We start from the raw sequence: 22,039 nt of genomic DNA on the forward strand, positions 1-22,039 counted from the left end.
ACAACACATGGACCAAGAAAGACTCACACACCTAAAACAATTGGAAGCCGAAAGCATCCATATCATCCGAGAAGTGGCTGCCGAATTTGATAATCCAGTCATGATGTACTCCATCGGCAAAGACTCTTCTGTCATGCTGCATTTAGCGCGCAAAGCATTTTATCCCGGAAAAATCCCATTTCCGTTGCTGCATGTTGATACCGATTGGAAATTCAAAGAAATGATCGAATTTCGCGATCGCACTGCAGAGAAATATGGATTTGAGCTTTTGGTTCACAAGAATCCAGAAGGGCTTGCGATGGGGTGCAGTCCATTTGTACACGGATCTTCAAAGCACACCGATATCATGAAAACGCAGGGACTTAAGCAAGCGTTAAATAAATATGGTTTTGATGCAGCGTTTGGTGGTGCAAGACGTGATGAGGAGAAGTCGCGAGCGAAGGAGCGTGTCTACTCTTTCCGTGACAAAAACCATACTTGGGACCCTAAAAACCAACGACCAGAGCTGTGGAAAACCTATAACGGTCAAATCAATAAAGGGGAAAGCATTCGTGTATTCCCGCTGTCTAACTGGACTGAGCTTGATATTTGGCAATACATCTACTTAGAGAATATCGAAATCGTTCCACTTTATCTTGCAGCCCCGCGTCCCGTTGTCGAGCGTGATGGCATGCTGATCATGGTTGATGATGATCGCATGGAGATTGGTTCTGATGAGACTGTGGAACATAAGAGCGTACGCTTTAGAACATTAGGTTGCTATCCATTAACGGGGGCCGTTGAATCGGAAGCAAACACACTGACAGGCATCATAGAAGAAATGTTAGTGGCCACATCCAGTGAGCGACAAGGACGAGCGATCGACCACGATCAGTCAGGATCGATGGAGCTTAAGAAACGTCAAGGCTACTTTTAAGGATCGAAGGAACAGATTATGAATAGCGCAGTAGAAGCACAACTTGCTGAACTAGGTATTGAAGGCTACCTGAATCAGCATCAACACAAATCTTTACTCCGATTCCTGACATGCGGTTCGGTTGATGATGGCAAGAGTACCTTAATTGGCCGTTTACTCCACGACTCTAAGCAAATCTATGAAGATCAATTGGCGGCCGTTCACTCTGATAGTCAACGAGTGGGAACAACGGGTGAGAAACCTGATTTAGCCTTATTGGTTGATGGTCTGCAAGCAGAGCGCGAACAAGGTATTACCATCGATGTGGCTTACCGTTATTTCTCAACCCAGAAACGAAAATTCATTATTGCCGATACGCCAGGGCACGAACAATACACTCGTAACATGGCGACCGGTGCGTCGACCTGTGATCTTGCAGTTATCTTGATCGATGCTCGAAAAGGAGTATTGGATCAGACGCGTCGTCATTCGTTTATTTCGAGCTTGTTGGGTCTTAAGCACTTTATCGTCGCGGTTAATAAAATGGACCTAGTGGACTTCTCTCAACAGCGTTACGAAGCAATTCGTGATGAATACCTAACGTTTTCGGAAAACTTAGGTAAAGACATCAATATCCAGATGATTCCTATCTCTGCTCTAGAAGGCGATAACGTGGTCGACTTGAGCAACAACATGGATTGGTATCAAGGAGAGCCACTGCTTGATCTGCTAGAAAAAGTCGATATCGACCAAGAGAAGCAGAATGGAGATTTCCGATTCCCAGTGCAATATGTGAATAGACCTAACCTCGATTTTCGCGGTTTTGCTGGCACCATTGGTTCAGGCGAAATACAGGTTGGCGATGAAATCAAAGCACTACCTTCTGGGAAAACATCACGTGTAGAACGTATTGTGACGTTCGATGGTGATTTGCCTCGCGCATTTGCTGGTCAAGCAGTAACGCTGACTTTAAGTGATGAGATCGATATTAGTCGCGGTGACTTGATTGTAAAACAAGACGCGAAAGTGGTGTCGTCAAATCGTCTGCTTGCTGATGTGGTTTGGATGACTGATGAGCCTTTGGCTGCAGGTAAAAGCTATGACATCAAGATTGCAGGTAAGAAAACTCAGGGCCAGCTAGAAGGTGTTCGTCATCAATATGACATTAATACACTGAAGTCTTTTGATACTGACGCTTTGCCTCTCAACGGTATTGGTTTATGTGAGTGGTCACTTACAGAGTCGGTTGCGGTAGATAGTTATGATGCGGTGCAAGATACCGGTGGTTTTATTGTTATCGACCGACTCACTAATGTCACAGTAGGTGCAGGCTTGGTTCGTGAAGCATTAGCTGAAGAACAACGTTCACCTCAAGAGCGCATGGGGGCATTTGAGAAAGAACTGAAAGCACTCATTATGAAGCACTTCCCTGAGTGGGATGCCAATATCTAACGTCTTAGTTAGTTGGAACCATTGTGACGTGAAATCAATGTAACGTAGCATTAAGCAGTAGGGAGAAGGATATGTGGGAACAAGGAGTAGTGCTAGCACTGTTGATGTCTATCATTGCTTGCTTGATCGCGACCCAGATAAAACCGAGCCTTATCTTTGCTGGTGCTGCGTTTATCGCGTTTATTTCCGGTATGTTAGAGCTTAATGCAATAGCGACCAATTTTACTAATTCGTCGCTATTAACTTTGGTGCTACTGATTCTCTCGTCTGCGGCGTTAGAAAAAACTCGATTGATCAGTTGGGTTAGTCGTTCCATTGCTACAGGCCGTTTAGGCTCTGTAGTGGCAAAGCTTGGGGTTTCTACTGCTTTGCTCTCTTCTTTTACCAACAATACCGCTGTTGTTGTGTCATTAATTGGCGCTATTAAGCGCAACCAGCGTCATGCCCCTTCAAAGCTGCTTATTCCTTTATCTTATGCGGCTATCCTTGGAGGTACACTGACGCTAATTGGTACTTCTACCAACCTTATAATCAATAGCTTCGTTGAAGATGTGGGCTTACCAAGTTTGGACTTTTTTGCACCCACTTGGATAGGACTTAGTGTCTTAGTAGGTGGAGTACTGGTACTGATTCCATTAAGTTATCTTCTGCCCAATTATGATGACGCGAATCAAGATGATTTGCCCTACTTTTTGGAAGCTAGAGTGGAGCCTGGCTCACCACTAGTGGGACGAAGTATCGCAGAGAACAATCTCAGGGCATTACGAAAGTTGTTTTTGGCCGAAGTGGTACGAGATGGTAAAACTCTGGCTTCAGTGGACCCTAACTTTGTCCTTCAAGCTAAGGATCGTCTGCTGTTTTGTGGTGATGTGGAAAGTGTTGCTACTCTTCAAGAAATTCAGGGTTTGACGTTTTTCGGACAGCACCATCTCAACGGACAGAACCTATTGGAAGTGGTGGTCAGCTCATCGGCGACCTTCTGTAATAACACGCTTAAATCGAGCCATTTTCGTGACCGTTTTGATGCTGTTGTGGTGGCGATTAGGCGTGGTCATGAACGACTAGAAGGTGGTCTTGGCAATATTATCTTACAGGCCGGAGATACATTGGTGTTGGCACCCGGTAAAGGGTTCGAACAAGCACGTCGCCAGCATCGAAAAGAGTTTGTGCTGGTTAATGACTTAGATTCCAGTGCCAAACTTGATTTTGCTAAGTCGAGTTATGTGCTGCTTGGTTTTGTTGCTGTGATTGCGTTAGCACTCACTCACACTCTCCCCATAATTAAGGGGTTAGCACTGTATCTAATCGCCGTTCTGGCCTTTGGCATCGTTAATATCGGCGAGCTAAGACGTCGCTTTCCGGTCGACATTGTGGTGATTGTTGGTTCTGCGTTGTCTATCGCGCAGTTGATGATATCTACTGGCCTCTCTGAGCGCATGGGGGCGATGTTTATCGAGCTATTCAATGGTTGGGGCGTATTTGGAGCATTAGTGGCCACTTACTTAGTGACACTTATTCTAACCGAATTGGTGACCAATAATGCTGCCGCGGCATTGGCGTTTCCCATTGGCTACAGTATGGCAGTCGGCTACGGCGTTGATCCCATGCCTTTCATAATGGCTGTGCTGTTTGGTGCGAGCGCGAGTTTTATCTCTCCTTATGGTTATCAGACTAATCTACTGGTTTTTAGCGTTGGTAATTACCAACTGAAAGATTACATGAGAATTGGGATACCTATCTCTATTGTCTATTCCGTTTTGGTATTGGCACTTATTCCCTATTTCTTTCCGTTTTAAGTATTTTTACAAGGACTTACTATGTCAAATAGTGCACTGGCAAGCGCCGAAATAAACAAAGATGAAAACGTTATTTGGCATCAGCATCAGGTAACCAAGTCAGAGCGTGCAACCTTAAAAAAACAGCAGCCAGTAGTATTGTGGTTTACGGGGCTTTCCGGTGCTGGAAAATCAACGGTGGCAGGTGCTCTGGAAACTGAACTTACGCAACGTGGTTATCACACTTATTTGCTAGATGGCGATAATGTGCGACACGGGCTCTGTCGAGACCTAGGCTTTTCTCAGCAAGATAGACGAGAGAACATTCGAAGAGTTGGTGAGCTAACAAAATTGATGGCGGACGCGGGTCTTATCGTGCTCTCGGCCTTTATCTCTCCTCACCGAGAAGAGCGAGCTTTGGTGCGTGCGCTATTACCTCAAGGCGAATTCTTGGAAGTCTTTGTTGATGCGAGCTTGGCGGTTTGTGAAGCGCGGGATCCTAAAGGGTTATACAAGAAAGCACGAGCGGGAGAAATCAAGAATTTCACCGGGATAGATTCTGAATATGAACAACCCATCGAACCAGAAATTCATTTAAATGCCGACGCATATAAAGTTGAGGAACTGGTTGAACAGTGTATTCAGGCACTGACTGAGCGAAGTATCATTAGCTAAACCGTATGATGAAACGAGTTGGCCGTGTCACCCTTCACAATGAACTTTCTATTCAGTAACTCTAGTAGTTTATCGCGGTACTGGTTATTGCTACGGTTTCCAAGCAATTGGCACAACTCGTTACCCGTTGGGGTAAATCGGTAGTAGGTTAACGTGATGCCTTTATGCTTTGGCTGCAACGTCATTTCTTTACCTTGATAACTGAGCTTAAGTGCGGGCTCTTTGGTGATTTCCCCGGACTCTAATTCGGTGGCGAGCAGGATGCCAAGCTCAACAAGTAATAACAGGCTGGAATAGGGAAATTGAAATTCACCTAGGCTTAGTTCATCAAGGCTTTCGCGTTTAGAAAAGCTAAATAACCCTGCCTGATGGCGAATACCAAGCAGTAGTTTTCGGCTAGTATCGGTACCAAAACTGCAAGCCAAAGAAGCAGCGCGTTGTAGAGTTTGTGCTTCTTTTGGCGTCATGTCTCTAAGGGTTTTTAGAGCTTTCATCGAAGTTGAACCAGGATTGGTCACTTCCCGTTTTAGCACCTGTGCCCATAGCTTTTGCATTGAGCTGTTGTGAATTTCCTTAGCCATGTCGAAATAACGCACCAGCCAGTCAAAGTCTGGCTCTCCTGCCACTTCATTCTTGCACGATGTCAGTGCGGCTTTCACAATTTGTTCTAAGTTCTTTTGTCGCTGCTCTTTACTCTGCTTTTCGCGCAACATGGCGCGTTCAAATAGGCTTTTACTTGGGGTTTCCTCTGCAATCAATGCGTCCAAACTATGTGCTTGAGCAATAGCACGTATTCTGCTGCCACTGTCCTTCATATGGTGGCTTTTTTTGTGAGCCTGTTCGTTCTGCGTGTTTGGCTCGGTAGTTTGTGATTGCTGATCGACAGGTAATTTGCTCATAAAAACGAATTCAAGATAGGCAGTAAAATTGTACGATTGATCATCAATTTAGCGATATTTTATGGTGCTGACTAGTTCTATTTATGTGAGCTATTTTCCGAATTAACAATAACGGCCATCATATTGTAAAAAATGCTGGGATAAATGATAAATTTTTGTTAAATTTGAGGTGTAACTAAGGAGGGCTTTATGAGTCACTCAGGAGAGAATAGAGTTAAAAAACACGTTTCGGTAGCATTATTGCTATGTGTTTATCTCGGAGTGCTAGCTTATCTATCTACTTTCATCAGCTAAGTAGAAGATTGATTGGCAATATGACAAGCTAGCACTGTTAACGAAATGTTTACTTTTAACGCCTCTACGCTATTCAGCGTGCATTCTAACCATCGTCATAATCTTCAATACGGATTCCATCAATCAGATAGGCAGTTTCAGCGAGCTCAGAATTGATGGTTTCCGTCTTCAATGTTCCTACCACGTAAATAACATCCCACAAACGATGTACAGGTGCACCTTCTTTAAACTTTACATAAATGATTTGGTTTGGTGGCGGTGGTGGTACGTGAATACAGGCGCCAAAGTAAGGAACCAATAGAAATTCAGTCACCATGTCTTCATCGCCTTCAAGTGGAATAACAAAGCCAGGGATCTTGACCATACTGCCATTAAGCTCTTGTCGGACAGAGCCCAATTTTGATTGCTCCATTACACCGCCAGAGTGATCAATGGCAGGCATGCCCATCGCATCAAACTGGTTGCGTTCTTTCTCGGGGATCAAATCGATCCAGTCGAGTTTTAATAGATCTGATTCATCCTGTGCTAACGCCATATGTGGCGTTAGCATGCTTATCGTTAATAATAGAATGCCAACGAGTTTAGGCAGTATTTTCATGTCAATCTCGCTAAATTCGGATGGTCATGCCATCGCTTAATGATTGTCGGTACGCGCGCAGTGCAGGGAAGAATCCAATGATCATTCCTGCGATTTGAACAAACCCTAGCAACATCCACTCATGAGCAGTAATTGCGGTTAGCGCAATATTGATACCGTAGTTTGCAGTGATGATTGGCGCAGCGACCGCTAGCATGGCATACATGCCACCAATACCGCAAATGATACCGACAGAAGTTAGAACGGTGGCCTCACTGACCAACAAGGTGAACACGTGTCGTGGTCTAGCTCCCATGGCACGTAGTATCGCCATCTCTCTTCGTCTCTCTTGTAAACTAGTCAGTAAGCTTGAGAGCATTCCCATCAAACCTGCGACGACAACAAAAATAGAGACGATAAGCAACGCTTGTTCAGCCACGCTCATCATGCCCCATAATTCATGCAAGGCGACACCTGGAAGAATGGCGCTTAGTGGCTCTTGCTTATAGGTATTAATCTGTCTTTGTAGAGCGAAGGTCTGAATCTTGCTCTTAAGACCTATCAACATGGCCGTGATTTGCTTAGGTTGGAAGTCAATCTGTTCCAGCTGTTCTTTGCTTGGTGTGTTACCCAGATTTGCACCAGATTCCCAACCAACATGTATCGCTTCAATTGCTTCAAGAGAAACATGAACGGTTTTATCGACTGGTGTCCCTGTAGGGGCGAGTATACCGACCACTTTGAAAGGGAGGTTTTCATGACGGCTAAAGCCGACATCGCTGATGCCGTGCGCAATAATGATTTCACTGCCAATATCATAGCCTAGGGATTTGGCAACATCGGAGCCCAGCACGGTTTCAAATAGCCCATTAAATTCATGGCCTGAAGAGAAGCTTAAATGTTGCTTCTGTCCATATTGGTAGTGCTCGAAATAGCTATGATTAGTTCCCATGACTCGAAAACCTTTGTGTGAGTCTCCAAGAGAAATGGGAATTGCCCAGTCAACAGCGCGATGTTGGCTAAACTCTTCATAGCTTTTCCAATCGATATTATTGGTGGCATTACCAATACGAAAGACAGAGTAGAGCAGCAGGTTCACTTGGCCAGAACGACCGCCGACGATGAGGTCTGTGCCTGAAATCGTGTTGGCAAAACTGCTTTTTGCTTGAGTTCGAATACGTTCAACACCCATGAGAAGAATAACCGAAATAGCCACCGTCATAACGGTTAATAATGCGGTGGTTTTTCGGTTGAGAAGACTTTTCCAAGCTAGTTTCAATGTAATACTCATAATGCTCTCGCTTGGTTGATATCCAGTAAATTTTCGCTTCGCGTAAATAGGGATTCGAGCGTCGGGTCGTGACTGACAAAGATCAGCGTGGAATGAGCTTGGTTAGCTTGTTCCATAAGTAATTCGATAAAAGCTTCTCGGTTATCGTGATCCAAAGCCGAAGTTGGCTCATCGGCAATAAGAAATTCAGGCTGACCAATTAAGGCACGTGCGGCGGCCACACGTTGTTGTTGACCGATACTGAGCTCAATCACTGGTTTGTTGAGAAGGTGTGAAGGCAGCCTTAAGTGTTCGAGAAGCCGCTTGGCTTCTTGCTCTAAAGGGCCCGCTACCTTGTTTTTTCTGACTTGAGAAAACCGGCAAGGTAAGGTGACGTTATCAATGACAGAGAGATACGGCAGCAGGTTAAACTGTTGGAATATATAACCGATATGATCCGCCCTAAATTTATCTCTTGCACTGGCAGATAATGATTGTAGTGACTGTCCCAGAGCGACAACATTGCCTGAAGTTGCTGTATTGATACCAGTGAGTAGCCCCAATAAGGTTGATTTCCCGCAGCCACTTGGTCCTTTTAAGAATAGATGTTCACCCTGTTCTACAGTTAGTGAAGGAATATCGAGTGTGGGGGCTTGTTCTGGGTGCCATTTGAAAGTGAGATCGGTGAGTTCGATTACTCTAGCCATAATGTCCTCTTATCCAAGAAGATGCCCTAAGAGAGCAAAGCTACTTCTTAGGGCGAGATGCTTACAGTTTAATGACAGTGTTGCCAGAGGTTAGTTCAGTTGCAGATTGTGCAGTGTCCGTTAACAGGTTAACAGAGACTTTTTCAGTTGCAGGGAAGTAGCTAAACCATTTTGTGTCAATTTGGTTTAACTTACTGAAATCACTACAGGTAAATTGGTATTGCACGTTGAACTCGCCATGTCCATCATGGTGGTCGTGGTCGTGGTCGTGGTCGTGGTCGTGGTCGTGGTCGTGGTCGTGGTCGTGGTTGTCATGACCTTTGTGATCATCGTGTTCTTTATGGTCATGATGGTCGTCATGGCCCTTATGATCATCGTGTCCGTCATGGTCATGATCGTGGTGGTCGTCGTGACCTTTATGATCATCATGATTGTGATGGTCATCGTGGTCATCATGACCTTGATGTGACTCTAGCGTATTATCAATATCAGCATCCACGAGTTGGCATCCAGCAGCCTTAGGTAGGATCAGTAGGTTATTTACGTCGTTAAGTGTCGCCTTGGCTTTGGTAAGCGCCGCTTTTTCTGCGTCAGTTTTCGGGGCATGCTCGAAGCCGACTACATCCGCGCCAGGAGCTGTAATCTCCACCAAAAGGTCTTGTCCATCTTGAGCAATATTAAACTCGACATGGCCGTGAACGTGGGCATCGTGTTGTCGGAAGTTTTCTTCTGCCACTGCAAATTGGGAGACTACGAGTCCAGCTAATAGAGTCATCTTGAGTTTCATTGGTATTCCTTAAATTTTAGTCTGTGATAACAATAGATGATTTTAGTGAGTCTAGGTAAGCAAAGGCGGCGAGCGTGCACTGATGCACTCCGGCTTTGAATGGCAGACACTATTATCTATATTGATCAATCTGGAATGAGAAACAACCACTGACGCTGCATGGAAAAGACTGACGGGAAGTGAATGGGTGCCTTTGGTAAATAAAGGGCAATGATGTTCCTGGTGGTCGATGTGAGAATCGTAGCTGTGCTCGATGGATAGGGCATTGAGAGCAAGCAGCAGCAAGCTTAAGCACAATGCAGCTCTTAGCTTAGAACCTGTTTTCATCAGTTGAATCAGCGACATGCGACTTGTTCTCGTTTAATTTTGATTTGTTATGTTATAACAAATCAAAATATTTACCAACGTAAACAATGGTCCGCTTTGGGTTTCTAACAGGAAAAAAACAATGGGAGCGACTTTGCTCCCATTATGATTTCAACATAGCGAGAGGTTATAGGTTATCGCTGATCATCGTCAGTACTTCTTGAACCTCACTATCTGTTAAAGCGCCTTCTTTAACATACAGAATCTTGCCTTGCTTATCTTGAACGATAATTGCTGAATTATCTTCTTTGAGTTGCCATGCGTTGGCGACTAGGCCGTGTTTATCGAGCACCATGGATGACCATGGGAATTCTTGCTTGCTGTCTTCAGCTGAAGATTTGACAAAGGAGCTTGTGCCCCACATTGCATCATCTTGGTTGATGATCGTCGTGGTTTGGTAGCTGTCTTCTGGAAATTTCGCATCCGTAATGGCTTTCATTAGTGGGGCATTCATCTCTTTTGAGCTACTGCGGCCAGCGATGGCTTGAATAACTCGTACTTTGCCAAGCATATCGTTACTGCTCCACGCTTGGTAAGTAATTGCGTCATTGTTGAGAATAAGCTCACCATGATCCTTCACAGATATTGAGCGTGCGTTGCCACCAACTTGTAAATTCGTGGCCATAGCAAGAGTGGGTAAACACAGCATTGCTATTGTTAGGAGAGGCTTTAGTTTCATTGTAATTGTTTCCATTACTTTGTGTTGAGCGGTATACCATAGGTTAACCTAGGAATTACCACAATGTTATTGGTGCGATTTGACCAAGAGATGTCCTTTACTTGATAAAATCATACCAAGCATAACAGTAATTTATAGTTTGTTGCAAAGATGTTAATTTATCTTTTGTGAACGAATAAATATGCTGTATACTTGTCACGAGCGCAAAAAATATTGCGACAACACTCGCATAAAGCGAGAACATGATGGTTGTACTCAAACGGATATTGAGGTTAGGTTATGCTGCGAAAGTTTACGGTTTATCGTCCGAGACAAATTGCTAAATTTGTTAAAACGCTTTTTAAGGGACAGTTTTTCATTGCGGGTATCGGGGTGTTTCGGTTCGATAACGGCAAAGTGTTACTACCAGAAGTCGGTGACAAACAAAAGCTCGATGCATTTAAAGAAATTAACATCGAGATCGCTGCGCTCGCGATGTAGAACACACTATATCAATAGAATTTTTAGAAACGCTCTTGGTGTGAAACCAAGAGCGTTTTTTGTTGTGCACCGTCTTGTTATTGAGGAGGAAAACAGACGCCTGTACCACCAATTCCACAATACCCATTAGGGTTCTTAGCGAGATATTGCTGGTGGTATACCTCAGCAAGGTAGTAGTGATTGAGTAAGGCAATTTCCGTTGTGATGGAAGTATCGCCAAGTGCCTGTTGGTATTGCTGCTGAGTCTGTTGCGCCGTCAAAAGCTGTTGCTCATCATCAACATAAATAGCAGAGCGGTACTGAGTACCAATATCGTTCCCTTGACGCATCCCTTGCGTTGGGTCGTGTTTCTCCCAAAAGACTTTGAGTATGTCTGTCAAAGAGGTTACCCGACTGTCGAATACAACACGCACCACTTCAGTATGCCCTGTATTTCCAGAACAAACCTCTTCATAGGTCGGATTTGGCGTGTAGCCACCTGCATAGCCGACGGAAGTCGAGACAACACCGTCCAGCTGCCAAAACACACGCTCAGCTCCCCAAAAGCAACCAAGACCGATAACGACAGACTGTTGATGCTCTTGAAGTGAAGCATTGAGGTCAGATTGATTGATGAAGTGTGGCTCCATTTTTGCGATGGCATGGTCACGCCCCGGTAGAGCTTGGTCTGCTGATATCATTTCCGTTTTACGCATCATAGGCTCCTTTTTGGACTATTATTGGGTGTACGAAGTTTCTGAAAACCATCAATAAAATAACGCTAATCTGTCATCATGTGGGTGGTGACTACAGACTTCTAAATTGATCGGGGTTATCATTCCAGTTCAATACAAAAACAACGAATCACAGTCTCAACAATAAAGCATGATAAAGAGAGTATTACCACCGCTAATTCTGTTGCTGTCATCGAGTTTAGCGATGGCAAAAGATGGTGTGTCATTGGATATTAATGGTTTAAGTGGTGCATTGAAGGATAATGTTGATGCCTACATATCCGCTATTGAGCCCAGTGAATACTCAACGTCACTTCGATTTCAATCTCGCCTAACCAAAGAAATCAATACAGCCCTGAATGCGGTGGGTTATTACAATGCCCGTATCGAGTTCTCCGTGGACGATAAGGACTCTGAGCTGATTGTAAACGTCAATGCAGGTGAGCCGACGAGAATCAAATTGGTTGATATTGATATCTCTGGTGAAGCGAAGAGCGATGAAGATTTTCTGCGTCTTATCCGACTGACGCCTCTTAAAGAAGGTGTCATTTTAAACCACAGCCAATACGATGCGATGAAATCAAGTATTCGTAATCTTGCTTTGCAAAAAGGTTACTTCGATGGCGGATATGTGCTGAGCCGACTCGAAGTGGTCCCTGAACTTAACCAAGCTTTTATTCGATTGCATTACGATAGTGGTATTCGCTATCAATTTGGCAAAACCACCATCACCGGCAGTCAGATCGATATTCAAAAAGTAGAATCATTACAACCATATAAAACAGGGGATGATTATCTTGCCTCTAAAGTCGGTATCCATAACCAGAACTTATCTAATACCGAATGGTTTTCATCGGTATTCGTTGAGCCTGACTTATCGCAAGTAGGTAAAGGCCGAGAGTTACCTATGAAGGTGTCATTGGCCCCGCAAGTAAAAAACCAATTTGAAACGGGTCTTGGTTATTCCACTGATGTGGGGGCAAAAGTTAAGTTCAAGTGGAAAAAACCATGGCTGAACGAACATGGCCACAGCTTTAATACCAGTCTTGATCTCTCTATTCCTGAACAACAGGTGACCGCAAGCTACAAGATTCCTTTGGATGATGTGCTGAAAGATTACTATCTCATTCAATATGGTCTAAAAAACGTAAACCGAAGTGATAAAAAGACTTTGGAATCCAACTTGGCCTTCGAGCGTCACTGGGTGCTCGATAGCGGTTGGCATCGCACCGCTTATCTACGTTATTTGGTGGAGAACTACGAGTTCAATACGCAAGGTGAGTTAGGTCAGTTCGTCTTACCTGGCCTATCGTATTCACGAGTGGTGTCTCGAGGTGGTGTACTGCCGATGAGTGGTAACAAACAGACCATCATGTTTGAAGTCGGCGACGAGCGCGCTCTCTCAGAAACTTCCGTGTTCCGCATGCGTGGAACGTCCACATGGATTTCCAGTATTGGTGAAAATCATCGTGGTATTTTTAAAGTGGATGTTGGTGCCAACATTGCTAGTGACCCTTCTAAGTTATCACCGTCACTACGATTCTATGCGGGTGGTGATAACAGTATCCGAGGTTACGACTATGAGAGTATTTCTCCTCAGGATGATGTCGGTAATAAGACCGGTGGCCAATACTTGGCGACCAGTACACTAGAGTATCAATATCGTATTACTGGAAATTGGTGGGCAGCGACGTTTTTCGATGTTGGTGATGCATTTAATGATAGTCCAGAGTGGAAACGTGGTGCCGGTTTCGGTATTCGCTGGGTGTCGCCTGTTGGTCCAGTGAAATTTGATTATGCGAAGGGGTTAGATCAGAAACCGCAAGCAGAATGGCGTATTCACTTTAGTTTAGGGCCAGAATTATGATGTTAAAAGTTTGGCGATTGACCAAGTGGGTCTCTATCGGCTTTGTGACGTTGATACTACTTATCGTGGCAACGCTGGCCTTCGCTATGTTCACTAATGCTGGGTTGAACAGCATTCTTTGGGGAGTAAACAAAGCGCTGCCTCAGTTACAGGTGTCGGAAGCCAAGGGCTCACTATTCCCTAGGTTTACCCTTAACCAAGTCAGTTTTGTCGACGAGAGTCTCCATATTGATCTTAACGCTCAGTCATTGACGTTGGCCGTTGATCTCAACTGCTTGAGCGATCCTAGGGTATGTATTAATGAACTGGCGATAACGGGTTTGAACTTTTCGATGCCTGAAATTGCACCAAGTGAGCCTTCTACCGAGCCAAGTGAGCCGCTAACGTCAATCTCAACACCCATTCCAATTGCGATCGGTAAGGTGAACTTTAGTGATATCAATTTGGATATCTTAGGCACTAAAGTGAATTGGGATGTCTTTTCTACGTCTCTTGCAATGACCGGTTCTAAACTCACGGTCGGTGATACCTTGCTAAAATCACCGAGAGTAGCGTTAGCGCCGTCGGATGAGACCAGTGCAGAACCACAAGAGCCTCAACAGGAGAACAAGCCTCAGGCCATTGAGCTGCCAGAAGTGTTAATTCCGCTCTTCGTTAATATTGCGGGAATCGAAATTCAAGACTTTAAACTTGAGCAAGATGAACCTGTCATTGTCAATAATTTGCAGTTGGTGGGCCGAGCAGGTGAACACGATGTTCATGTAGATAAACTGCAGCTAGACATGCCGCAAGTGGATGCCCTTCTTAATGGAGATATCACCTTAAATCAGGGCTACCCATTAGACCTGTTCCTTACGGCTCATCTCAAACAAACAGATTTGGCGGGTCAGAGGTTACAACTAGAGGCTAAAGGAAGCGTTGAAAAGCTATCTCTAGATAGTCAGTTTTCCGGGCTAATCACTGGTGCTTTAAATGGAGAGTTGCAGCCACTGGAACCAACACTTCCGTTTGATGCCACGATCAGTGATGCAAAAGCGACGTGGCCATTAACCGGTAAAAGTGATTATCAAGTTGCTATTGAAAGCTTGAAAGCGAAAGGCTCATTGGAAGGGTATGACGTTGCTCTAAACGCTCAAGCATCAGGTAAGGACATTCCAGATGTGGCAGTCCAGTTGATTGGTAAGGGTGACTTGAAGCAAATTGACCTAAGTGAGCTCTCTATTGATAGCTTAGGTGGCAACATTACTGGTCAGGTTATGGCGAACTGGGAGTCGCCGATAAACTGGAAAGGGGATATTAACCTTACGCACATTCAACCAGGTCTTCAATGGCCGGAGGCAGAAGGTGACATTAGTGGCCACATTGTCACCAGCGGCCAACTTACAGAAGCTGGTGGCTGGGATGTGTCGGTTCCTACCCTCGACATTGTTGGTGTACTTCGTAATTACCCTCTAAATGTTAAAGGGCAGCTAGAAGCTGCAGATACTTCGGGCAAGGGCAAGTATAAAGTTAGAACTGAAGGGCTGTCAGTCGCTCATGGCCCAAACCAACTAAGTGCAAAAGGAGCGCTCGATAAGGACTGGAATATGGATGTTCGCATCGATTTTCCTGACTTGGCAAAATCGGTTCCGGATCTCACAGGCCTTCTGAAGGGGACTGTGGGCATTAAAGGGGCGATGCTAGAACCTGATATCGCCACCGACCTAAAAGTAGAAAAGGTAAAATGGAAGCAAGAAGCCAGTATCGATAGCCTATCTTTGTCCGGTACGGCGAAACCCTTACCTCTTGAGCAAGCTCAGGCGAAACTCTCTTTAAAGGCTTCTGGGATTACTTATCAAGAACAGGTTGTCGAGAGTGTGGATCTCGCCTTAAGTGGTACCCAAGCAAGCCATACACTGTCATTGGATCTTGTTTCCAACCTCCTGTCTGCAAAGATTGACTTAGACGGTTCTCTTCAGGATAAGCCGAGTCTTGTTTGGACTGGGAGGCTTGCTGATGTTCATTTAGAGTCAGAACAAGGGCCGCTTGATTTAGTGGATCCTATCGATATCAAAGTGGATATCGATAAACAAGTGGCAGATGTCTCGGCGCACTGTTGGGCGCAAGCTGACTCGAAAGTGTGTTTGGAAAAAGATATCCAAGCTGGGACGTCAGGTGAAGCTTTAGTCACCGTGAAGAATTTCAACTTTAAACAGCTTGATGCTTACATTCCTAAAAATACCAATGTAGAAGGGACCGCCAATGTGACGGTGTGGGCCAAATGGGCACCAGAGGCTGCTCCGCAAGTGAAGCTGGATGTGAGCCTGCCTAAGGGTAAGGTCACGCAAACACTAGAAGCCCCTCTTGTTATAGGTTGGGATAAGGTGAATGTATCGGCGAATTTAGCGGATGATAAGCTCGAAGCCAGTTGGTTAGTGGACGTAACAGATAACGGCGATCTTTCTGGTCAAGTGACCTTACCGGATGTGCTTGCGGACAACAAAAAGATAGAGGGTGAGGTTAACCTTTCTACGTTTAACTTGGACTTCCTGCAGCCTGTTATTGGTGAGTTCAATAAGCTCAAAGCGAACCTTGATTCAAACATCAAAATTAAAGGGGATGCTCTACATCCACAGTTGTTTGGTGACTTTTCCATTTCGGATCTTTCCCTTCAAGGTGACATTTCGCCAATTCAAGTGAAGTCGGGTGGTGTGAACATTGCTTTCAATGGCTATGACGCCAACTTAGATGCGAAAATTCAGACTGATGATGGCGAACTGCAATTATCCGGTGAGGGTAATTGGCAGGATCTCAATGCATGGCGCACCAAATTGAGAGTGTTTGCCGATGAGTTGAATGTCGAAGTGCCACCGATGGTGAAAGTTAAGGTTGTCCCGGATATGACCATCGAGGCCAACCCACAACTGGCGAAAGTAACGGGTACGATAGGCTTGCCCTGGGGACGAATTTTGGTTGAGGAACTGCCCCAGAGTGCAGTGTCGGTATCCAGTGACCAAGTACTACTCAACCCTGATATGACGCCTATCGACAAAGAAGCAGTGGTTCCTTTCAATATCGAAAGTGATGTTGTGATTAACATCGGTAATGATTTTCGTGTATCTGCATTTGGCTTAAAGGGTGACTTAAGAGGGCGATTACAAGTTTCCCAAAAAGATAAAGGGCCATTTGTTCAAGGTGAAGTCAATATCATCAACGGTTCGTATACTTCATTTGGTCAAGACTTGTTGATTGAAGAAGGTAAAATCCTAATGACTGGGCCTGTTGATCAGCCTTACGTCAATATTACCGCGATACGAAACCCAGAGACCACAGCTGATGATGTTAAAGCTGGGGTAAAAGTAACCGGTTTGGCATCAGAGCCTAAAATCGAGATTTTCTCTGATCCAACTATGCCACAAGCAAATGCCCTTTCTTACTTGTTACGTGGCCAAGATATTGATGGCGAAACAGGTGGTAATGCACTAACCACGACCTTGATTGGTTTGAGTTTAGCTCGCAGTGGTAAAGTGGTCGGCGATATTGGCCAAGCTTTTGGTGTACAAGACTTACAGCTTGATACTGCAGGTAGTGGTAATGACTCTCAAGTAACCGTGAGTGGGTATGTTCTGCCAGGGCTACAAGTGAAATATGGGGTAGGTATTTTTAACTCCCTTGGTGAATTCACCATACGCTATCGAATCATTGAAGACTTTTACGTTGAAGCGGTGTCTGGGCTTTATAGCTCTGTAACCTTCCTGTATCAGTTTGAAGTGGATTAACACGAGCCGTTGCTGCGCCGCCGCACAACGTAATCGATTCGCGCTTTTTCTCGTATACTTATGAAGTAAAAAGCGGAATAGAGAGGGTAATATGAGGCCTTGGTTGTTGTTAATAATTGGAGGGCTGTTAGCGGGTTGTGTCCAACTACAGCCTCCCACTGACAAGAGTGATATGAGCTGGCAACAGTTTGGCGAGCAATGGGCGTTTAAGGGCTATATTGTTGAACCTGAAACGAAGCTACGCTCTAAAGTGCCTGACGTCACAGCTAGTCAATACAAAGCGTATCTCAAAGGATATCAAGAAGGTAAGAGTGAATACTGTAAACAAGATCCGTTTGTCCTAGGGCGAAATGGTAAAATCTATTACGGTATTTGTAACGATGTAGACCGAATGTATCTCGATGAGTATTGGCGTGGTAAAAATGCTCGCGCTAAGCGCTAGCAATTAGTGCTGGGGGGATCGTATGAGGCTGTTATTCATCATTGGCTTACTAATCATGTCGGGTTGTGCTCAACAAATTTCTCTTACTTCTGTTATGCCTCAAGACTGGCAGCAGTACGGTCAGGAGCAAGCTCTTATAGGGTATGAGAAACTGTCAGTTCAACAGTTACAATCTTCAACTACCATAGATTTCACGGAAGATTTATACCAGGCCTATTCTAACGGCTATGAGGAAGGTCGTATCGCATACTGTCAACAAGACCCAAGCATTCTGGGAAAGCGGGGGGAAATGTATCGTGGCATCTGTGATGATATCAAACCAACTTTTCGAACCTGGTATAACAATGGCAAAGCTTCTCGTGGCCGCTACGGCTATTAGCTCCTTTACTCTAAGCCCAAGCAAAAAGCTCTCTAATTTAGAGAGCTTTTTCATGTATTCAGCGAGCGTTATTTCGACTTAGCGCGCTCAAAGGAAGTTTCAATCTCTTCTCTTGCCGCTTGAACATCGGCCCAGCCATCGACTTTGACCCACTTACCCGCTTCGAGTTCTTTATAGCGCTCAAAGAACTGCGTGATCTGAGCTTTGAGTAGCTCTGGGATATCACCTACATCTTGAATGTGGTCGTACTCTTTAGAAAGCTTGCTATGAGGTACGGCAAAGACTTTTGCATCTTCACCAGATTCGTCGGTCATCTTAAGTACGCCTACTGGACGGCAACGAATTACTGAACCAGGCATTAACGGATAAGGTGTCGGTACCAACACGTCAACCGGATCACCGTCAAGAGAAAGCGTTTCGTTTACGTAACCATAGTTACATGGGTAGAACATAGGTGCTGACATAAAGCGGTCAACGAAAACAGCACCAGAGTCTTTGTCGACTTCGTACTTAATTGGATCGGCGTTAGCCGGGATTTCAATCACTACATAGATATCATCAGGTAATGATTTACCTGCAGGGACATTGTTTAAGCTCATTTTGACTTTCCTTTTCTGTATTCATTATTCCTTTAAGGAGGAAATAGAGGGCTGAAACACGAATCGTTTACAAAGAGTATACTTGGTTAGTTTTAAAACAAAAAGTGCCTCTATTGAGAGGCACTTCGAAGTTATTGGTCTTTATATTCTTCTAGGAAAGACTCGACTTTTTCAACCATTCGGCTTGAGCCGACGAAGAATGGGACTCGCTGGTGAAGCTCGGTAGGCTTGATATCCATGATACGTTGAGTGCCATCCGATGCTAAGCCGCCTGCTTGCTCCATGATGAAAGCCATTGGGTTGCACTCATACAGTAGGCGCAGTTTACCATTTGGGTGACTTTGCGTGCTTGGGTACAAGTAGATGCCGCCCTTAAGCAGGTTGCGGTGGAAGTCAGATACCAAGGAGCCAATGTAGCGAGACGTGTATGGACGCTTCTCTTCTGGCACATTCTCTTGGCAGTACTTGATATACTTTTTCACACCCATAGGGAAGCGAATATAGTTGCCCTCGTTAATAGAATAGATGGTGCCATCTTTAGGGATCATCATATTTTCATGAGATAGGCAGAAGGTACCGATCGATGGGTCGTAAGTAAATCCGTTTACGCCTTTACCCGTGGTATAAACCAACATAGTCGACGAGCCGTACACTACATAGCCCGCTGCAACTTGCTTGTTGCCCGGTTGTAGGAAGTCTTCTTGAGTCGGAGGAGTCCCAACCGGTGAAACGCGACGATAGATAGAGAAGATGGTACCTACTGATACATTGACATCAATGTTCGATGAACCATCAAGTGGGTCCATTAGTACAACGTATTTGGCATTTTTGTTGAGCTCTTTGTTAAAGGCTACTGCCTCATCTTCCTCTTCACTGGCAACGCCACAAACTTGGTCACGCGCTTCCAAAGCGGCTTTAAATTTGTCGTTGGCATAGACATCTAGTTTTTGTTGGGCTTCACCTTGAACGTTTTCAGAACCTACAGAACCAGTAATATCAGCAAGGCCAGCCTTGTTAATTTCTCGGTTTACGATTTTTGCAGCGAGTCGAATCGAAGACAAAAGGGAAGATAAATCACCGCTAGCGTGGGGGAAATCAGTTTGTTTCTCAACAATGAATTCGCCAAGGGTGCGCATTTCAGACATGTTATATCCTTAACTTTTCTGCTTATTTTCTTGGGGGTAGTGTGTGAGAGAAATGTGGCAACCAAACGATTGCGTTTATTGGGGGTATTCATCAACACACATGTGTATTGTAGGTGGCAGAACTTTTTAATGGTAATGAAGTAACCCTGACACGCTCCGTTTTGTATGATGAATGTCACATTTATTTCCCTAACCGCTAACTTTCTCGCTTTTGACGCACGCTTTGGGTATATATAGCGACAATAGCGTAAAATTAGACGCAAAGAGTTAAGAGAGCGAACTATGCACATTCATATTCTGGGTATTTGCGGTACCTTCATGGGAGGCGCTGCGGTATTGGCCCAGCAGTTGGGACACCGAGTTACAGGCAGTGATGCTAACGTTTATCCACCAATGAGCACATTATTGGAGTCGGAAGGCATAGAGATTATCGAAGGGTTTGACCCAGCTCAGCTCGATCCTGCTCCAGACCTTGTCGTCATTGGGAATGCGATGAGTCGTGGCAACCCTTGCGTTGAGTACGTGCTTAACCATAATCTGAAATACACTTCTGGCCCACAGTGGTTACAAGAGTTTCTTTTGCATGATCGCTGGGTGCTGGCTGTTTCAGGGACTCATGGAAAAACTACCACATCCAGTATGTTAAGTTGGATTCTTGAAGATTGTGGTTATCAACCGGGTTTCTTAGTCGGTGGGGTATTAGGCAACTTCGGTCAGTCAGCTCGTTTGGGTGAATCTATGTTTTTCGTGGTGGAAGCGGATGAGTATGACAGTGCTTTTTTTGACAAACGTTCTAAGTTCGTTCACTACCATCCACGCACTCTCATTATGAACAATCTTGAGTTCGATCATGCGGATATTTTTGACGATCTTGAAGCCATCAAACGACAATTTCATCATTTAGTTCGCACTGTTCCTGGAAACGGCCGCATCCTTGCTCCACGTAAAGATAAGGCGTTGGGTGACGTACTAGGAAGAGGGTGTTGGAGTGAAGTGGAACACACGGGAGAGAATGCGGATTGGCATGCTAACAAGTTAAAGCGTGATGGTTCGCATTTTGAAGTGTACCTACATGGCAGCAAAGTCGGGGAAGTTAAGTGGGAGCTAGTGGGGGACCATAATGTCGATAACGCCCTGATGGCTATTGCTGGAGCAAGGCATGTTGGCGTGACTCCGGATCTTGCGTGCGAAGCATTAGGCAAGTTTATCAATACCAAGCGACGCTTGGAGCTGAAGGGCGAAGTGAATCAAGTCACGGTATACGATGATTTTGCCCATCATCCAACGGCAATTGAACTGACTTTAGGCGGTTTACGTAACAAGGTCGGCAAGCAGCGAATCCTAGCTGTTTTAGAGCCACGCAGTGCCACCATGAAACGCGGCGTGCACAAAGAGACATTAGCGCAATCGCTCACTCAAGCCGATGCGGTGTTCTTATTCCAACCCGACAATATTGATTGGTCAGTAGAAGAGATAGCTCACTCATGCTCGCAACCAGCCAAAGTCAGTGACTCTATTGATGAACTGGTGCAGGCCATTGTTGAACAGGCTCAACCAGGCGATCAAATTCTGGTGATGAGCAATGGTGGCTTTGGTGGTATTCATCAAAAATTATTAGAGGCATTAGCGTAATGAAACCCGTAGAGAAAGCGATCACGCTGGCATTTACTGGTGCATCTGGCGCTCCTTATGGGATGCGCCTCCTTGAGTGTTTGTTAGCTCAAGATTATACCGTGTACTTATTGATCTCTTCCGCTGCGAGAGTGGTGTTGGCGACTGAACATAATATTAAACTGCCGAGCGGTCCGGATGCCGCGCACAAAGCACTAGTACAAAAACTGAATTGCTCGCCAGATAAGCTGGTAGTGTGTGGTAAAGAAGATTGGTTTTCACCAGTGGCTTCCGGGTCGGCAGCGCCCAAACAGATGATCGTCTGCCCATGTTCGGCTGGCAGTGTGGCTGCGATTGCTCATGGGATGTCGGACAATTTAATTGAACGTGCCGCTGACGTGGTAATGAAAGAGCGTGGTCAACTTCTCTTAGTGGTACGCGAAACGCCATTTTCAACCATACATCTAGAAAACATGCACAAACTTTCGCAAATGGGCGTGACCATCATGCCAGCTGCGCCTGGTTTTTATCATCAGCCAGAATCTATTGAGGATTTAGTCGACTTTATTGTGGCTCGTGTGCTTGACCATATGAGTATCGACCAAACTCTCGTGCCTCGCTGGGGCTACGACCAGCGATAAATCCACATCAATCAAACAAGTTTAGGGA

General features: G+C 45.0%; 21 protein-coding genes. 11 read left to right on the forward strand and 10 right to left on the reverse strand.

Features of this window, described 5'->3' with window-relative positions; translation table 11 throughout:
- Positions 1 to 7 precede the first annotated feature (7 nt).
- The 4 genes from cysD to cysC all read left to right on the forward strand — a co-directional run bounded on the left by cysD (position 8) and on the right by cysC (position 4,797).
- A complete protein-coding gene (gene cysD, locus L2W36_RS22220; protein ID WP_006073216.1) occupies positions 8 to 916 on the forward strand; it encodes a sulfate adenylyltransferase subunit CysD in 909 nt (302 codons plus the stop codon).
- A gap of 18 nt (positions 917 to 934) precedes the next feature.
- A complete protein-coding gene (gene cysN, locus L2W36_RS22225; protein ID WP_088876604.1) occupies positions 935 to 2,347 on the forward strand; it encodes a sulfate adenylyltransferase subunit CysN in 1,413 nt (470 codons plus the stop codon).
- A 71-nt stretch (positions 2,348 to 2,418) separates the two neighbouring features.
- Entirely contained in the window at positions 2,419 to 4,143 is a 1,725-nt protein-coding gene (locus L2W36_RS22230; protein WP_236111643.1) for an SLC13 family permease, read from the forward strand.
- A 21-nt stretch (positions 4,144 to 4,164) separates the two neighbouring features.
- The gene (gene cysC / locus L2W36_RS22235; RefSeq protein ID WP_236111644.1) at positions 4,165 to 4,797 is read left to right on the forward strand and encodes an adenylyl-sulfate kinase; all 633 of its coding nucleotides are present in this window, start codon (positions 4,165 to 4,167) and stop codon (positions 4,795 to 4,797) included.
- Here the strand turns inward: cysC and L2W36_RS22240 are convergent.
- The 7 genes from L2W36_RS22240 to L2W36_RS22265 form a co-directional block, all read right to left on the reverse strand.
- Entirely contained in the window at positions 4,794 to 5,696 is a 903-nt protein-coding gene (locus L2W36_RS22240) for a TIGR03899 family protein (RefSeq protein WP_006073223.1), read from the reverse strand. The genes cysC and L2W36_RS22240 overlap by 4 nt on opposite strands.
- 379 nt (positions 5,697 to 6,075) lie before the next feature.
- The gene (locus tag L2W36_RS22245) at positions 6,076 to 6,540 is read right to left on the reverse strand and encodes a DUF3299 domain-containing protein (RefSeq protein WP_063604650.1); all 465 of its coding nucleotides are present in this window, start codon (positions 6,538 to 6,540) and stop codon (positions 6,076 to 6,078) included.
- 58 nt (positions 6,541 to 6,598) lie between these two features.
- Positions 6,599 to 7,858, reverse strand: a complete 1,260-nt coding sequence (locus L2W36_RS22250; RefSeq protein ID WP_006073230.1) for an ABC transporter permease — start codon at positions 7,856 to 7,858, stop codon at positions 6,599 to 6,601.
- Positions 7,855 to 8,544, reverse strand: coding sequence for an ABC transporter ATP-binding protein (locus tag L2W36_RS22255; RefSeq protein WP_038228870.1), 690 nt, complete (start codon positions 8,542 to 8,544; stop codon positions 7,855 to 7,857). Before L2W36_RS22255 ends, L2W36_RS22250 begins: the two co-directional genes overlap by 4 nt.
- 61 nt (positions 8,545 to 8,605) lie before the next feature.
- A complete protein-coding gene (gene zrgA, locus L2W36_RS22260) occupies positions 8,606 to 9,331 on the reverse strand; it encodes a zinc uptake protein ZrgA (protein WP_236111645.1) in 726 nt (241 codons plus the stop codon).
- Positions 9,332 to 9,382: 51 nt separating this feature from the next.
- On the reverse strand, positions 9,383 to 9,676 hold the full coding sequence (locus tag L2W36_RS27560; protein ID WP_081411570.1) for a DUF2607 family protein: 294 nt from the start codon (positions 9,674 to 9,676) through the stop codon (positions 9,383 to 9,385).
- Positions 9,677 to 9,824: 148 nt separating this feature from the next.
- Positions 9,825 to 10,376 (reverse strand): YtfJ family protein, encoded by a 552-nt coding sequence (locus L2W36_RS22265; protein ID WP_006073234.1) that lies wholly within the window; start codon positions 10,374 to 10,376, stop codon positions 9,825 to 9,827.
- A 279-nt stretch (positions 10,377 to 10,655) separates the two neighbouring features.
- Here L2W36_RS22265 and L2W36_RS22270 point away from each other — a divergent pair, with 279 nt between their 5' ends.
- Positions 10,656 to 10,856 (forward strand): DUF1107 family protein, encoded by a 201-nt coding sequence (locus L2W36_RS22270; protein WP_006073236.1) that lies wholly within the window; start codon positions 10,656 to 10,658, stop codon positions 10,854 to 10,856.
- Between the two features lie 77 nt (positions 10,857 to 10,933).
- Here the strand turns inward: L2W36_RS22270 and msrA are convergent, their stop codons facing one another.
- A complete protein-coding gene (gene msrA, locus L2W36_RS22275) occupies positions 10,934 to 11,554 on the reverse strand; it encodes a peptide-methionine (S)-S-oxide reductase MsrA (protein ID WP_236111646.1) in 621 nt (206 codons plus the stop codon).
- Between the two features lie 166 nt (positions 11,555 to 11,720).
- Here msrA and tamA point away from each other — a divergent pair, with 166 nt between their 5' ends.
- The 4 genes from tamA (at position 11,721) to L2W36_RS22295 (ending at position 18,015) form a co-directional block, all read left to right on the forward strand.
- Positions 11,721 to 13,436, forward strand: a complete 1,716-nt coding sequence (gene tamA / locus L2W36_RS22280; RefSeq protein WP_038228874.1) for an autotransporter assembly complex protein TamA — start codon at positions 11,721 to 11,723, stop codon at positions 13,434 to 13,436.
- Positions 13,433 to 17,194: an autotransporter assembly complex protein TamB gene (gene tamB / locus L2W36_RS22285; RefSeq protein ID WP_443088405.1), complete on the forward strand. Its 3,762-nt coding sequence runs from the start codon at positions 13,433 to 13,435 to the stop codon at positions 17,192 to 17,194. Before tamA ends, tamB begins: the two co-directional genes overlap by 4 nt.
- A gap of 172 nt (positions 17,195 to 17,366) precedes the next feature.
- On the forward strand, positions 17,367 to 17,636 hold the full coding sequence (locus L2W36_RS22290; RefSeq protein ID WP_236111647.1) for a DUF2799 domain-containing protein: 270 nt from the start codon (positions 17,367 to 17,369) through the stop codon (positions 17,634 to 17,636).
- 22 nt (positions 17,637 to 17,658) lie between these two features.
- The gene (locus L2W36_RS22295) at positions 17,659 to 18,015 is read left to right on the forward strand and encodes a DUF2799 domain-containing protein (RefSeq protein ID WP_124940556.1); all 357 of its coding nucleotides are present in this window, start codon (positions 17,659 to 17,661) and stop codon (positions 18,013 to 18,015) included.
- Positions 18,016 to 18,083: 68 nt separating this feature from the next.
- On the opposite strand, the gene ppa is transcribed toward L2W36_RS22295, so the two are convergent.
- Together ppa and fbp are read right to left on the reverse strand one after the other, a co-directional pair.
- Positions 18,084 to 18,614: an inorganic diphosphatase gene (gene ppa / locus L2W36_RS22300; protein ID WP_031494627.1), complete on the reverse strand. Its 531-nt coding sequence runs from the start codon at positions 18,612 to 18,614 to the stop codon at positions 18,084 to 18,086.
- Positions 18,615 to 18,745: 131 nt separating this feature from the next.
- Complete coding sequence (gene fbp, locus L2W36_RS22305; protein ID WP_236111648.1) at positions 18,746 to 19,759, reverse strand: class 1 fructose-bisphosphatase; 1,014 nt, start codon at positions 19,757 to 19,759, stop codon at positions 18,746 to 18,748.
- 282 nt (positions 19,760 to 20,041) lie between these two features.
- Here fbp and mpl point away from each other — a divergent pair, with 282 nt between their 5' ends.
- Both mpl and L2W36_RS22315 read left to right on the forward strand, forming a co-directional pair.
- Positions 20,042 to 21,391, forward strand: coding sequence for a UDP-N-acetylmuramate:L-alanyl-gamma-D-glutamyl-meso-diaminopimelate ligase (gene mpl / locus L2W36_RS22310; RefSeq protein WP_171390450.1), 1,350 nt, complete (start codon positions 20,042 to 20,044; stop codon positions 21,389 to 21,391).
- Positions 21,391 to 22,011 (forward strand): flavin prenyltransferase UbiX, encoded by a 621-nt coding sequence (locus L2W36_RS22315; protein ID WP_236111649.1) that lies wholly within the window; start codon positions 21,391 to 21,393, stop codon positions 22,009 to 22,011. Before mpl ends, L2W36_RS22315 begins: the two co-directional genes overlap by 1 nt.
- Positions 22,012 to 22,039: the final 28 nt, after the last annotated feature.

The sequence above is a fragment of the Vibrio sp. McD22-P3 genome (genome assembly GCF_021568915.1).
GTDB lineage: Bacteria > Pseudomonadota > Gammaproteobacteria > Enterobacterales > Vibrionaceae > Vibrio > Vibrio mediterranei.